The organism is Stutzerimonas sp. LR2, from assembly GCF_055755175.1.
The window spans coordinates 250204-263447 of record NZ_JBVTRR010000006.1; the positions used below are offsets into that span (position 1 = coordinate 250204).

Genomic DNA, 13244 nt, shown 5'->3' on the forward strand with positions numbered 1-13244 from the left:
CCGGCGTCGCGAAAGCCGCGAAACCTGCGCGGATTCTAGCACCGGGACTGCCGGATGGTGAACGAAGCGCAGGGTAGTGTCAAAAAGCTTCGCGTGTAGCGTGACGAGGGTTCTGCCTGGTGCAACGCGGAAGGAAATGTCTGGACGGGGCGTGCGGAAGGAAACCGCGGAGCCAGATAGCACTGAGGGGAGCCGAAGCTCCCCTCTGAATAATGTCGCGTGCTTATTTATTGTTATTGGTCTTCTCAGGCGTTGCTGTTCTTGTTGTTCGCCTGTCCTTCGGGCCGTGGCCGTCGGGAACGCTCCCACAGTGGGAGCCAATAGCAAACGGATTTCTTTGGTCGCTGACGTTGCCTTGATCTTCGATCCAACCAGTGCAGGGCCTGCTCGATGCAGTTTTTGTTGTTCTCGGCCTGGTCGTGGGGCGAACCCCGTGGCATGTCCTCTCCAAAAGAATCAGTTAGCTGCGCCTCCGCCTTCTTGTCGTTGTTTTGCTGGAGCCGTTACGTCTTGTTCTTATTGTGGGATCTGCTTGTTATTGTTGTTGTGCCATTAGGTAAGCAGTTGCCGTGCCAGTTTTGAGAAATCGTTATATTTCAATGAGTTGTGATTTCCAGGCTTGGCGGAAGGCAAGAAAAAACCGGGGCGTCGTTACCGATGCTCCCGGTTTTTGTTACGAACGATGCGCCGGCGGTAACAAATTACCCGGCGGCGCTACTGGACTTGCGCCGCGGAATGCCCAGGCGCTGGCGGCGTTCCCACAGGCATTTGCGGCTGATGCCGAGCTTGCGCGCCAGTTCGGTCTCGGTCATGTGGTCCTGATGCTCGAGCACGAAATGCTGGAAGTAGTCCTCCAGCGAGAGATCCTCGGTCGGCTCGTTGCCACCGGCGATACCGCGGATGCCGCCGAGTGAATCTTCTTCGAATTCATCGTCCAGCTCGTCGAGTTCGATATCGATGCCCAGCAGCTCGGCGTCGATCTCCGGGCTCTCGCTGAGGATCGCCGCGCGCTCGATGGCGTTTTCCAGTTCGCGCACGTTGCCGGGCCAGGAGTAGTGACGAATCGCCTGTTCGGCGTCGCGCGAGAAGCGCATCTCGTCGCTGCTCATGCGTTCGCCCTGGCGCGCCAGGAACGCCTTGGCGATTTCGAGCACGTCGTTGCCGCGCTCGCGCAGCGGCGGCAGCTTGAGCGCGATCACGTGCAGGCGGTAATAAAGGTCTTCGCGGAACTGGCCGGTCTTGGCAAGGGTTTTCAGGTCGCGGTGGGTGGCGGCGATCAGACGCACATCGACCTTCTGCGACTGCACCGAGCCGACGCGGCGGATCTCACCTTCCTGCAGTACGCGCAGCAGGCGCGCCTGGGCTTCCAGTGGCAGTTCGCCGATTTCGTCGAGGAACAGGGTGCCGCCATCGGCTGCCTCGACCAGGCCGGCGCGACCGGCGCTGGCCCCGGTGAAGGCCCCCTTCTCGTGGCCGAACAGCTCGGATTCGATCAGGGTTTCCGGAATGGCCGCGCAGTTCACCGAGATCATCGGCGCCTTGGCCCGTCGCGAGAGATTGTGCAGTGCCCGCGCCACCAGTTCCTTGCCGGTGCCCGACTCGCCCTGGATCAGCACGTTGGAATCGGTGGGGGCGACCTTGCGGATCTTGCTGAACAGGTCCTGCATCGGTGCGCAGTGGCCGATGATGCCGATGTCGCCCTGTGCCGCGTCGCTTGGGGCGCTGCCATTGCCACGGCTCGGCTGAGCGAGGGCTGCGGCGCTCTGCTGATGATCCTGAAGGATGCGCGCCACGGTCTGCAGCATTTCGTCGTGGTCGAAGGGCTTGGCGATGTAGTCCACCGCGCCCATCTTCATGGAGTCCACCGCCGAGCGCAGGCTGGCGTAGCTGGTCATGATCAGCACCGGTGTGCCTTCGGCCAGTTTGATCAGTTCGGTGCCGGGTGCGCCGGGCAGTCGCAGGTCGCTGACGATGAGGTCGAAACCCGGGATGCTGTAGCGCTCCTGTGCTTCCTGCACCGAGCCGGCTTCGCTGACCTCGTACTGGTTGCGTTCGAGGAGGCGCCGCAGGGCTGAGCGGATGATGGTTTCGTCTTCGACGATCAGTATGTGTGACATCAGTACTCTCTCGACGGTCTGGAGGCAGAACCGGCGCCGGGCCGGTACGGCAGTCGCCTCTTCAACTTACGGCGTGTGACGCTTCGACATGCCGCGGCAGGGTGATGCGAAAACGGGTGCCGCGTTGCGTTTCCGGGTCAGCCGGGCTGTCGATATCGATCTGGCCATAATGCTCTTCAATGATCGAATAGACCAGCGCGAGGCCCAGGCCCGTGCCTTCGCCCGGGTCCTTGGTGGTGAAGAACGGCTCGAACAGGCGGTCCTGGATCTCTTTCGGAATGCCGCTGCCTTCGTCCTCCACGGTCAGATAGACCGTCTGCTCGGCCACGTCGCTGGTCACCCGGATCACGCCACCGGGCGGCGATGCGTCGCGGGCGTTGGACAGCAGGTTGATCAGCACCTGCGCCAGGCGTTGCGGGTCCCCCTCGGCCACATGATCGGGATGGCACAGGTTGAGGAACTGCACCTCGGTGCGGTTGCGGTTGAGCGAGAGCAGGCCGATGGCGTCCTGGGTGACCTGTGCCAGGCTCACCAGATAGAGCTGGTGCTGGCGTTCGCCGGCATGGGCGAAGCTCATCAGCGACTGCACGATGCGCGATACGCGCTTGGTCTGCTCGATGATCTGGGCGCTGATTTCGACGATCTCGCCGTCGCCTTCGCGCTCGTCCCGCAGGTTCTGCGCCAGACAGGCGATGCCGGTGATCGGGTTGCCGATTTCGTGCGCCACGCCGGCGGCCAGGCGGCCGATGCTGGCCAGACGCTCGGAATGCACCAGGCGGTCTTCCAGCTGCTGGGTCTCGGTCAGGTCCTCGACCAGCAGGACCAGGCCGCTGTTGCCGGGCGCCAGCGGCTCGGCGATGGCTGCCTTGTGCAGGTTGAGGCAGCGGCGATGGCCGTTGTGCGCCAGGCGCTGCTTGTGCAGGTGTTCGTCGGGCTGCTCGATGAAGTCGCCCAGCAGGCTGCGCCAGGGTTCGGCGATGGTCGACAGGCGCGAGCCGACGACCTGCAGCGCGGGAATTTCGGTCAGCTCTTCGAGGGCGCGATTCCACATGAGAATTTCCTGATCCTTGGCCAGCGAGCAGACCCCCATGGGCAGCTCCTGCAGCGTCTGCCGGTGATAGCGGCGCAGCGCGTCGAGTTCGGCGGCCAGGCCGGTCAGGCGCGAGTGATACTCCTCCAGGCGGTTCTCGATGAAGTGGATGTCTTCGGTGATGTAGCCCTCGGCGCCGTTCTTGTATGGCAGGAAGTTCTCGACGATGTCCTGGGCCACGCTGGGCCCCATCAGCCCGGACAGGTTGGCTTCGATGCGATCACGCAGGCGGCGCAGGGCATAGGGGCGGTGCTCGTCGAACGGCAGCTGCAGATCGCGCAGTGCCTGCTCCACTTCGCGCTGCGCGGTCTTGGCGCCCAGGGGCTTGGCCAGCTGGGTGGCGAACTCCTGTGGCGAGGCGGCCATCAGTTCACGCCGCTGCGGCCGGCGCACGTTTTCCACCGCGCAGGCCTCGGCGGCGCTCTGCTCCTCGGGGCTGGTCTCGCTGAAGATCGAGAACAGCGAGAAGGCCAGCACGTTGACCGCCAGCGAAGCGATTGCCGCCAGGTGCCAGCTGGTGTCGTCGAGTACGTAGACCACGTTGAACAGCGGGATATAGAAACCATCCAGATTGCCGACCAGGGGCAGCAGCATGGTCACCATCCAGACGCCGATGCCGGCCAGCAGGCCGGCGATGTAGCCGCGGCGGTTGGCGGTCGGCCAGTAGAGCACCGAGAGCACGCCCGGTAGGAACTGCAGGGTGGCAACGAAGGCGACGATGCCCAGGTTGGACAGGTCCTGCTCGGCGCCGAGCAGCAGGTAGAACCCGTAACCGGCAAGGATGATGGCGAAGATCAGGCTGCGTCTGGTCCATTTCAGCCAGCGGTAGATGTTGCCCTCGCTGGAGGGTTGATAGAGCGGCAGCACCAGATGGTTGAGGGCCATGCCGGACAGCGCCAGGGTGCTGACGATGATCAGCCCGCTGGAGGCCGACAGCCCGCCGACGAAGGCCAGCAGCGCCAGGGTTTCGCTCTGTGCGGTGAGGCCGAGGCCGAGGGTGAAGTATTCGGGGTTGGTGCTGACGCCCAGCTTAAGGCCGGCCCAGAGGATCAGCGGCACGGCCAAACTCATCAGCAGCAGGTACAGCGGCAATCCCCAGCTGGCGCTGACCAGCCCGCGCGGGTTGAGGTTCTCGGTGAACGTCATGTGATACATGTGTGGCATGACGATGGCCGAGGCGAAGAACACCAGCAGCAGGGTGCGCCACGGGCCTTCCTGCAGCGGCGTGTGCAACGCCTGCAGCGCCGACTGGTTCTGCAGCAGCCAGATCTCCAGTTGGTGCGGGCCACCGAAGACCACGTACAGGGCGTACAGGCCGATGGCACCGAAGGTCACCAGCTTGACGATCGATTCGAAGGCGATGGCGAACACCAGCCCTTCGTGCTTCTCCCGCGTGGCGATGTGGCGGGCACCGAAGAGGATGGTGAACAGCATGATCATCAGGCAGTAGCCCAGCGCCACGCGCTCCTGTAGCGGCTCAAGGGTCAGGATGCCGATGGCGTCGGCGACCGCCTGGATCTGCAGGGCCAGCAGCGGCAGCATGCCGATCAGCATGACGATGGTGGTCAGCGCGCCGCTCCAGGTGCTGCGGAAGCGGAAGGCCACCAGGTCGGCCAGCGACGACAGCTGATAGGTACGCGTGATGCGCAGGATCGGGTAGAGCAGCACCGGCGCCAGCAGAAAGGCGCCGCACACGCCGAGATAGGTGGCGAGAAACCCGTAGCCATACTGGTAGGCCAGGCCCACGGTGCCATAGAAGGCCCAGGCGCTGGCGTAGACGCCGAGCGAGAGGGTGTAGGTCAGCGGATGGCGGATGATCCAGCGCGGGATCAGCCCGCGATCGCTGACCCAGGCCACGCCGAACAGCATGAACAGGTAGGCGGCGCTGATCAGGATCAGGTGGCTCAGGCTAAAGCTCGTCTGCATCGCGCTGGCTCTGGAGAATGAAGGTCACCACGATCAGGATCAGCCACAGCAGATAGGGCCGATACCAGGCACCGTTGGGGTCGATCCACCAGTCCATGATGGCGGGGGAGAACAGGTAGATCCCCACCACCAGGAGCAGCACCAGTCGGTAGATATACATGCCGGGTCTCGTGTCGGAAGTGAGGGCGATGGTAGAGCAGCGGCACGCGGCAAGCCACCAGCGGCAGGCAAAAGCTCGCCTCGGGTGGTTCGATCCATGCGTGGCTCAGCGTAGCTGGGCTTCGGCGAGGGTGCGGACCCGCGGGATGCGTGCTGCATTCCAGTGGGCGACGGCCCAGCCGAGAATGTCCGCCGGCAGCGCGCCGTCCAGTTCCGCTGGCGGTTGCTGGCCAAGGGCGCGCAGCGCGCGAAGCAGCAGCGGGCTGGCCTCCTGGGCTTGCAGCGGTGGCGAGCGATAGCTCTTGCCGAGCTTGTGTCCGTCCGGCTGGATGATCAGCGGCAGGTGCAGGTAGCGTGGTTGTGGCAGGCCGAGGACTTCCTGCAGATAAAGCTGGCGCGGCGTCGAATCGAGCAGGTCGGCGCCACGCACCACATCGGTGACACCTTGCCAGGCGTCATCCAGTACCACGGCCAGCTGATAGGCAATCAGGCCGTCGCGGCGGCGAATGACAAAATCGCCGACCTCGCGGCCCAGATGCTGGCGGAACTCGCCTTGCACACGATCGATGAAGACGTATTCACGATCGGGTACGCGCAGGCGGATGGCAGCATCCTCGAGGCTGCGACCGGCGGCGCGGCAGAAGCCGGGGTAGGGGCCCGGGTAGCCTTCGAGCTGCTTGCGCGAGCAGGTGCACGCATACGCCAGGCCTTCATCCAGCAGCCGTTCGATGGCGTCCCGATACGCAGCGTGACGTTCGCTCTGGCGCAGCATGTCGCCGTCCCATTCGAAGCCGTAGCTCTGCAGCGTCTCGACGATGGCCCGCTGGGCGCCGGGCATCTCCCGTGGCGGATCGATGTCTTCCATGCGCAGCAACCAAAGGCCGCCGACCGAACGGGCGTCGAGATAGGAAGCGAGGGCCGCGATCAGCGAGCCGAAGTGCAGGTAGCCGCTGGGGGTCGGTGCAAAGCGACCGATGTAGCGTGCGGGCTGGGGCGGGGCGGAGGAGGACATGGCGGGCCGGCGCGATCGGTGATGGCGAGGCGGATGAAACGGTGCAGGGCCTGGAAATGAAGCGGGGCGCCGTAGCGCCCCGTTCGGGATCAGGAACCGATCTGCTTTTCCTTGATCTCCGCCAGCGTCTTGCAATCGATGCAGAGGGTGGCGGTGGGGCGCGCTTCCAGGCGACGGATGCCGATTTCGACACCGCAGGAATCGCACCAGCCGTATTCGTTGTCTTCGATCAGCTGCAGCGTCTCGTCGATCTTCTTGATCAGCTTGCGCTCGCGGTCGCGGGCGCGCAGTTCCAGGCTGAACTCTTCTTCCTGACTGGCGCGGTCGGCCGGATCCGGGAAGTTGGCAGCCTCGTCCTGCATGTGGTGCACGGTGCGATCGACCTCTTCCATCAGCTCCTGCTTCCACTTGTTCAGGATGCCGGTGAAGTGGGCGCGCATCTTGTCGCTCATGTATTCCTCGCCCTGGCTTTCCTTGTAGGGCTCGAAGGCGCGAATCAGTTGCTTGCTCGACGGTGTTTCTTTGGTAATGGGCATGGATGAACGCCTCTCGCTATGTCCATTGCGCAGGATGATTTGTCCCTTGCCGGCCCGTGCCGGCCCTGCGGCTGCAAGCGGGCGAACTTACCAGATCGGCTCGGGGTGCGCTACTCCCCTTTCCAACAGTGGCTGCAGCGGCTTCGGGACCTTGGGTAGAATTCACGTTTTGTTCTCAACAGGAAGGTCAGATGACCTCGTCGTACAGCGCACGCAGTCGCGCAATCGAACCTTTCCACGTCATGGCGCTGTTGGAGCGGGCCAATCAGCTCCAAGTTCAAGGCCACGACGTCATTCACCTGGAAATCGGCGAGCCGGACTTCACCACCGCCGCGCCCATCATCGCCGCGGGACAGGCCGCGCTAGCGGCCGGGCACACCCGCTACACCTCCGCCCGTGGCCTGCCACAGCTGCGCGAGGCGATTGCCGGCTTCTATGCCCAACGCTATCGATTAAGCATTGACCCCGAACGGATCCTGATTACTCCCGGCGGCTCCGGTGCGCTGCTGCTGGCCTCCAGCCTGCTGGTGGATCCGGGCAAGCACTGGCTGCTGGCCGATCCAGGTTATCCGTGCAACCGGCACTTCCTGCGACTGGTGGAGGGCGCCGCGCAGCTCGTGCCGGTCGGCCCCGAGATGCGCTATCAGCTGACCCCTGAACTGGTCGAGCGCTATTGGGATGGCGACAGCGTTGGCGCGTTGGTGGCATCGCCGGCCAACCCCACCGGGACGCTGCTCGAGCGGGCCGAACTGGCCGCCCTTTCGGCGGCGCTGAAGGAGCGCGGCGGCCACCTGGTGGTCGACGAGATCTATCACGGGCTGACCTACGGCACGGATGCGGCCAGCGTGCTGGAAGTCGATGACGAGGCCTTCGTGCTCAACAGCTTTTCCAAGTACTTCGGCATGACCGGCTGGCGCCTGGGCTGGCTGGTGGCACCGCCAGCGGCCGTGCCCGAGCTGGAAAAGCTGGCACAGAACCTATACATCAGCGCGCCAAGCATGGCCCAGCATGCGGCGCTGGCCTGTTTCGAGCCGGCGACGCTGGAGATCCTCGAGGCGCGTCGCGGCGAGTTTGCCCGGCGTCGGGACTTCCTGCTGCCAGCCCTGCGCGAGCTGGGTTTCGGCATCGCGGTCGAGCCGCAGGGAGCCTTCTATCTGTATGCAGACATCAGCGCCTTCGGTGGCGACGCCTATGGGTTCTGCCAGCACATGCTGGAAACAGAGTACGTTGCCATCACGCCGGGACTGGATTTCGGCCGTCACCAGGCCGGCCATCATGTGCGCTTCGCCTACACGCAGGATCTGCCGCGCCTGGAACAGGCCGTCGAGCGCATCGCCTGCGGCCTGCGTAGCTGGCGGCCCTGATGCGCTTCGCGCAACCGCTGGAGCGGGGCCGTCTGGTCAGGCGCTACAAGCGCTTTCTCGCCGATATCGTCACCGACGAGGGCGAGGCGATGTGCATCCACTGTCCCAACACCGGCTCGATGCTCAACTGCATGAGCGAGGGCGCGAGGGTGTGGTTCCAGCGCAGCAGCGATCCTCGACGCAAGCTGCCCGGCACCTGGGAGCTGGTGGAGACGCCGCAGGGGCGATTGGCCTGCGTGAACACCGCGCGCGCCAATCCTCTGGTCGAGGAAGCATTGCTGGGCGGACAGATCGCCGAGCTGGCCGGCTTCTCGGCGCTCAAGCGCGAAATGGCCTATGGCGTGGAGAACAGTCGCGTGGACTTTCGCCTCGAGTTCGACGGCGGGCCGGCCTACGTTGAGGTCAAGAGCGTCACCCTGGGGTTCGCCGACACGGCAGTGGCGGCGTTCCCTGATGCCGTGACGCTGCGCGGTGCACGGCATCTGCGCGAACTGGCGGCGCTGGCGCGCGCCGGGGTGCGCGCGGTGCAGCTGTACTGCGCCAATCTGAGCGGCGTGGACGCGGTCCGTCCGGCCGAGGAGATCGATCCGGGGTACGCCGCGGCGCTGCGCGACGCGGTGGCGGCAGGTGTCGAGGTGCTTGCCTACGGGGTCGAGCTGTCCCCCGTGGAGCTTCGGGTCGGCGCACGTTTGCCGGTGTTGCTCTGAAGGTCGGCAGCCGGGACGTGGAAAAAAATTCTATCCGGCCGGGAACAAAGTGCCTTTCGTCTGGCCTCAACGTGGCTGGAAACCACATCCATCATGCACGGGCAGGCTCTGCTCCGCCGCTTGAGCCGGCGTCAAGACGCGCTCCTGCCTGTTTCGATGGAACCTGCGGCGACACCTCGCACGCGTGCGTGATGCCGTGGCTAGAACCATTTTCGGACGTTCGCGCTGGCCGCGAACGTCGTCGATGAGGCGACAAAGAATGCGAATCCTCGTTTGCGGTGCTGGTGGCCAAGTTGGTCGTGAGCTGGTGGAGCGGGCGTCACGTTTCGGACTGGATGTGCTGGCCCCGGCGCGGGCACAGCTGGACATCGCCAAGCCTGAGCAAGTGGCCGACGCGATGCGTCAGCGTCCCGAGCTGATCATCAACGCGGCCGCCTATACCCATGTGGACAATGCCGAGTCCCACGGCGAGCAGGCGTATGCGGTCAATCGCGACGGTCCGCGTCACCTGGCCGAGGCTGCCAAGCACGCGGGTGTTCCGCTGTTTCACATTTCCACCGACTACGTGTTCTCGGGCGAAGCCACCCGGCCTTATACCGAAAGCGACGAGACCGGTCCGACCGGCGTCTACGGCGCGAGTAAACTGGCCGGTGAAGAGGCGATCCGCAGCTGTCTGCCGGCTCATCTGATCCTGCGCACCAGCTGGGTGTATGGCGTACATGGGCATAACTTCGTCAAGACCATGCTGCGCCTGGCGCGCCAGCGTGATGCGCTGGGTGTGGTGAGCGACCAGATCGGCTGTCCGACTCAGGCCGGCAGCATCGCCTCGGTGCTGCTCGAGCTGGCCCGGCGCTATGCGGACGGTGCGGAACTCGCCTGGGGCGTCTACCACTACAGCGGCGCGCCTGCCTGCTCCTGGTACGACTTCGCGGTGGAAATCTTCCGTCAAGGTGAAGCGGCCGGGCTGATCGCCAGGCAGCCCGAGGTATCGCCGATCATGACGGCGCAATATCCGACGCCGGCCAGGCGACCGGCCTGGTCCGTGCTCGATTGCAGTCGATTCGAGGCAGCGTTCGGTCTTGCCCCGCACCGCTGGCAGGAAGACCTGGCCGATGTGCTGGCAATTCTGCGCCAGCAGGAGGCAAATGCGGTCAAGCGGGAGCGGACCTTCCGCGCCTGACCCGGTGGCGGTACTCGGACCGCCGGTGCGATCTCCCTGCCCAGCGTGTATTCTTGCGCCCCCCGCGCCAAGGCGTGGCCTGACGTTCGGCTCTCGGAGGGCACATGGTAGTGGTATTGGCGATCCTGCCGATCTTCGGTCTGATCACGCTTGGATATCTGTTCGGTTGGCGTCAGTGGCTAACCAATGAAGGTGCTGCCGGGCTGGCCAGCGTCACCTTCAAGCTGTTCATGCCAGCGGTGTTGTTCACCGGTATCGCGCGCGCCGAGCTGAGCGATGGCATGTCGCCGATGCTCCTTCTGGGCTACTTCGTGCCGGTGCTGCTGGTTTTCCTGCTGGTCAACCTGGTCGCTCACCGCCGCGCCGGGCGGGCCACGCCGCTTGGTCTCACGGCCGCCTACTCGAACAATGTGCTGGTCGGCATCCCGCTGGTGACGACGCTGCTCGGCGCCGAGAGCCTGGTATACGTGTTCGCCATCCTGGTGTTCCACAGCCTGGTGCTGTTTTCGCTGCAGAGCTTCTATGCGGCGCTCGGTGATGGCGACAAGGTCAGTGTTCCAGCGTTGTTGAAGAACCTGGCCAATCCGCTGATCGTCGGCCTGCTGCTGGGGGCTCTGCTGAATCTCTCCGGCCTGGAACTGCCCGAGCCGCTCTGGCGAATCGCCGGTTGGCTGGCGCAGGCGGCGCTGCCCTGCGCGCTGATGGTGCTGGGTATCAGTCTGTCGCGTTATCGGCTGCGGCCGAGCGCTTCGGTACTGCTGCTGACCCTGATCAAGCTGGCGCTGTTCCCGGCCCTTGTCTGGTGGCTGAGCGGTATGCTGCCGGGGCTGAATCAGGATGCGCGAAACGTGCTGGTGCTGCTTGCCGCCTGCCCCAGCGGGGTCAATGTGCTGGCCTTCGTGAAACATTCCGACGACACCCGCGCGGTCAGCTCGACGGTCTTCCTTTCCACCGTGGCGGCGGCGGTCAGCCTGCCGCTTTGGATGCTGCTGGCCGCAGGTTGACGGCGCCGTCTACCCCGGTCGGATTTCGTCGAACGGCCTGGAGCCAGGGCTGTCACAAAATCACAGACTTGGAAAAACGGGAGAGAACGGCATGCTGAAATTCATTGGCGGAACCGCGGGCATCATCTTCATCATCGGCCTGATCGTGGTGATCGGGATCTTCAAGCTGCTGTTCTGACGGGACGGGGCTTAAAAGGGCTGCTCGGCGCGTGCCGGGCAGCCCTTTTTTCGTTTACTTGCTACCGCCCTGCTCCTGGGTTCCGCTAGCCATGATGTCTTCGAGGCGCAGGCCGGTCAGGCCGTGGATGGTGCGCCAGAGGTAGAAGAAGATCGCCATCATCATCAGCATGCTGGGAATGGCGATCATCGGATAGCTGAGCAGCGTCATGCGGCCCAGTTCGGCATTGAACGCCTCGCTGCCTGCCGGGCTGTTGACGATCCACTTGGCCAGCACGTAGTTCATGAAGGACGAGAAGAAGAAGGTGCCGCTGAGCAGGTAGGTAGCCCGCAACAGGCGCGTCTCGAAGTGTTCGGTCTGGCCGTTGCGCTCGAGCTGTTCGTGGATCTTGTCCACGTTGAGTACCTTGGGGTTGTACAGCAGCGTGCGGATGAGCGGATAGCGGGTGCGCGTAGAGGCCAGTACCGCGATCCCGATGATGCCCGGCACCGCCGCTTCCTTGATCGCCAGCCACTGGGTGTCCAGCTGCAGCAGGCCGATGCCGCCGGTCAGTAGCACGCTGATCAGGCCGAGCAGTGCGATCCAGTTGAACTTGCGATATCTGGCCAGCTCCCAAAGCCCCCAGCCCAGCGGGAAGGCCAGGGCGAGCAGCAGGGCACCATCGGCGCCGAGGCGATCTTCGCCGCTGAGTTTCATCAGGATCAGCGAGGGGATCAGGATACTGACGGCCAGGTCGATCAGCGGGCGCGGTTTATGTTCGGCGCGGGTATGGGCAGTTTCGGTCATGACATCGGATAGGTCGGAAGAGGGCTGCATGATCGCCTGTGTGGCGCGTCTTCGCCAGACCATCTTGGTCGATATGGGGTGTCGTAGTGTTTCCCGATCCGCCGTCGGCTCAACGGATCGGCGCTTCGCGGCGTCGATTGCGCCACTGGTCGAATTCGAAGACCAGCACCACCACCATGGCCAGGGCGAACGGCAGCAGCAGATAGAAACCGCGAAAGACGATCAGTGCCGCCAGCACGTCCACCTTGGGCACCTCCGGCAACGCCGAAAGGAACGTCAGCTCCAGCACACCAAGCCCTCCGGGTGCGTGGGACAGCAGCGCGAGCGAGAAGGACGCGAGAAACACCCCGAGCACCGTGAGATAGCCCGGATTGTGTTCGGCCGGTAGCGCGAAATAGATGATCGCCGCCGCGCAGAGCAGTTCCAGTGGGCCGGCCAGCAGCTGCCGACCGACGATCGGCAGGCGCGGATACTGAATGTGCCATTTGCCCAGCCGCCAGGGCGGCAACTGGCGCCACGCTCCGAAAACGTAGAGTGCTATCAGCGCCAGCAGCCCGCAGCCGATGGCCAGGGACACCCAACCGGCGCTGTGGACCAGGCGATCGAGCAGCTGAGGCTTGAGGATCAGCACGACGCCGGCCGCCAGCAGCGTGCCGAGGGTGAAGGTCAGCGAACAGAAGACGATCAGAATGCCGATTTCCTGCGGCGTCAGGCCCTTGCTGCGATACGCCCGATAGCGCACCAGCGCGCCGGAGAACACCGACGCGCCAATGTTGTGCGCCAGCGCATAGGTGGTGAACGAGCAGAGCGCGATGAACCACCAAGAAATCGTCTTGCCCAGATGGGCCATGGCAATGCGGTCATACCAGGCCAGCGCGACATAAGCGCCCAGCGTCGACAGTGCCGCGAGCAGCCAGCCCCGGGCGCCGATGGCTCGCAGGCTGTCGGCCAGCTCGGTCAGCGAGATATTGCGAACCTCGTGGTACAGCAAGTAGCCGGACAGCAGCACAGCCGAGACCCCAACGAGGGTCCAGGCGACATCGCTCTTCTTCATCATCGGCGGGTCATCATCCCATGGCTCCTTCGGACGAAACGGCGCGCGCTCGGATGGGCGTATCGAGGCCTTGGCCGTTTCTTCGACTCGTCCAGTAATCGGCAGCGGCCGGCCAGTTTTGTTCAGTTTCC

The 13244-nt window shown here is 64.4% G+C and carries 12 protein-coding genes; 5 read left to right on the forward strand and 7 right to left on the reverse strand.

What is annotated here, in order from left to right:
* Nucleotides 1–701 precede the first annotated feature (701 nt).
* The 5 genes from ACVRRC_RS20595 to dksA form a co-directional block, all read right to left on the reverse strand.
* Nucleotides 702–2117, reverse strand: coding sequence for a sigma-54-dependent transcriptional regulator (locus tag ACVRRC_RS20595; RefSeq protein WP_011914355.1), 1416 nt, complete (start codon nucleotides 2115–2117; stop codon nucleotides 702–704).
* A 61-nt stretch (nucleotides 2118–2178) separates the two neighbouring features.
* On the reverse strand, nucleotides 2179–5133 hold the full coding sequence (locus tag ACVRRC_RS20600; RefSeq protein WP_472997444.1) for a sensor histidine kinase: 2955 nt from the start codon (nucleotides 5131–5133) through the stop codon (nucleotides 2179–2181).
* Entirely contained in the window at nucleotides 5117–5293 is a 177-nt protein-coding gene (locus ACVRRC_RS20605; protein WP_003095129.1) for a hypothetical protein, read from the reverse strand. Before ACVRRC_RS20605 ends, ACVRRC_RS20600 begins: the two co-directional genes overlap by 17 nt.
* A 105-nt stretch (nucleotides 5294–5398) precedes the next feature.
* On the reverse strand, nucleotides 5399–6304 hold the full coding sequence (gene gluQRS / locus ACVRRC_RS20610; RefSeq protein ID WP_011914353.1) for a tRNA glutamyl-Q(34) synthetase GluQRS: 906 nt from the start codon (nucleotides 6302–6304) through the stop codon (nucleotides 5399–5401).
* 89 nt (nucleotides 6305–6393) lie between these two features.
* The gene (gene dksA / locus ACVRRC_RS20615; protein ID WP_013983858.1) at nucleotides 6394–6840 is read right to left on the reverse strand and encodes an RNA polymerase-binding protein DksA; all 447 of its coding nucleotides are present in this window, start codon (nucleotides 6838–6840) and stop codon (nucleotides 6394–6396) included.
* Between the two features lie 191 nt (nucleotides 6841–7031).
* Here dksA and ACVRRC_RS20620 point away from each other — a divergent pair, with 191 nt between their 5' ends.
* The 5 genes from ACVRRC_RS20620 to ACVRRC_RS20640 all read left to right on the forward strand — a co-directional run bounded on the left by ACVRRC_RS20620 (nucleotide 7032) and on the right by ACVRRC_RS20640 (nucleotide 11273).
* Nucleotides 7032–8204, forward strand: coding sequence for a pyridoxal phosphate-dependent aminotransferase (locus ACVRRC_RS20620; protein ID WP_472997450.1), 1173 nt, complete (start codon nucleotides 7032–7034; stop codon nucleotides 8202–8204).
* The gene (gene sfsA / locus ACVRRC_RS20625; RefSeq protein WP_472997451.1) at nucleotides 8204–8911 is read left to right on the forward strand and encodes a DNA/RNA nuclease SfsA; all 708 of its coding nucleotides are present in this window, start codon (nucleotides 8204–8206) and stop codon (nucleotides 8909–8911) included. Before ACVRRC_RS20620 ends, sfsA begins: the two co-directional genes overlap by 1 nt.
* Before the next feature lie 259 nt (nucleotides 8912–9170).
* Entirely contained in the window at nucleotides 9171–10091 is a 921-nt protein-coding gene (rfbD, locus tag ACVRRC_RS20630) for a dTDP-4-dehydrorhamnose reductase (protein ID WP_019406988.1), read from the forward strand.
* Nucleotides 10092–10195: 104 nt separating this feature from the next.
* The gene (locus ACVRRC_RS20635; protein WP_011914348.1) at nucleotides 10196–11095 is read left to right on the forward strand and encodes an AEC family transporter; all 900 of its coding nucleotides are present in this window, start codon (nucleotides 10196–10198) and stop codon (nucleotides 11093–11095) included.
* Between the two features lie 91 nt (nucleotides 11096–11186).
* On the forward strand, nucleotides 11187–11273 hold the full coding sequence (locus ACVRRC_RS20640; RefSeq protein WP_443977743.1) for a small membrane protein YohP: 87 nt from the start codon (nucleotides 11187–11189) through the stop codon (nucleotides 11271–11273).
* A gap of 54 nt (nucleotides 11274–11327) precedes the next feature.
* Here the strand turns inward: ACVRRC_RS20640 and ACVRRC_RS20645 are convergent, their stop codons facing one another.
* Together ACVRRC_RS20645 and ACVRRC_RS20650 are read right to left on the reverse strand one after the other, a co-directional pair.
* Entirely contained in the window at nucleotides 11328–12059 is a 732-nt protein-coding gene (locus ACVRRC_RS20645; RefSeq protein WP_011914347.1) for a VC0807 family protein, read from the reverse strand.
* Between the two features lie 109 nt (nucleotides 12060–12168).
* Nucleotides 12169–13116, reverse strand: coding sequence for a lysylphosphatidylglycerol synthase transmembrane domain-containing protein (locus ACVRRC_RS20650; protein ID WP_013983852.1), 948 nt, complete (start codon nucleotides 13114–13116; stop codon nucleotides 12169–12171).
* Between the last annotated feature and the right edge of the window lie 128 nt (nucleotides 13117–13244).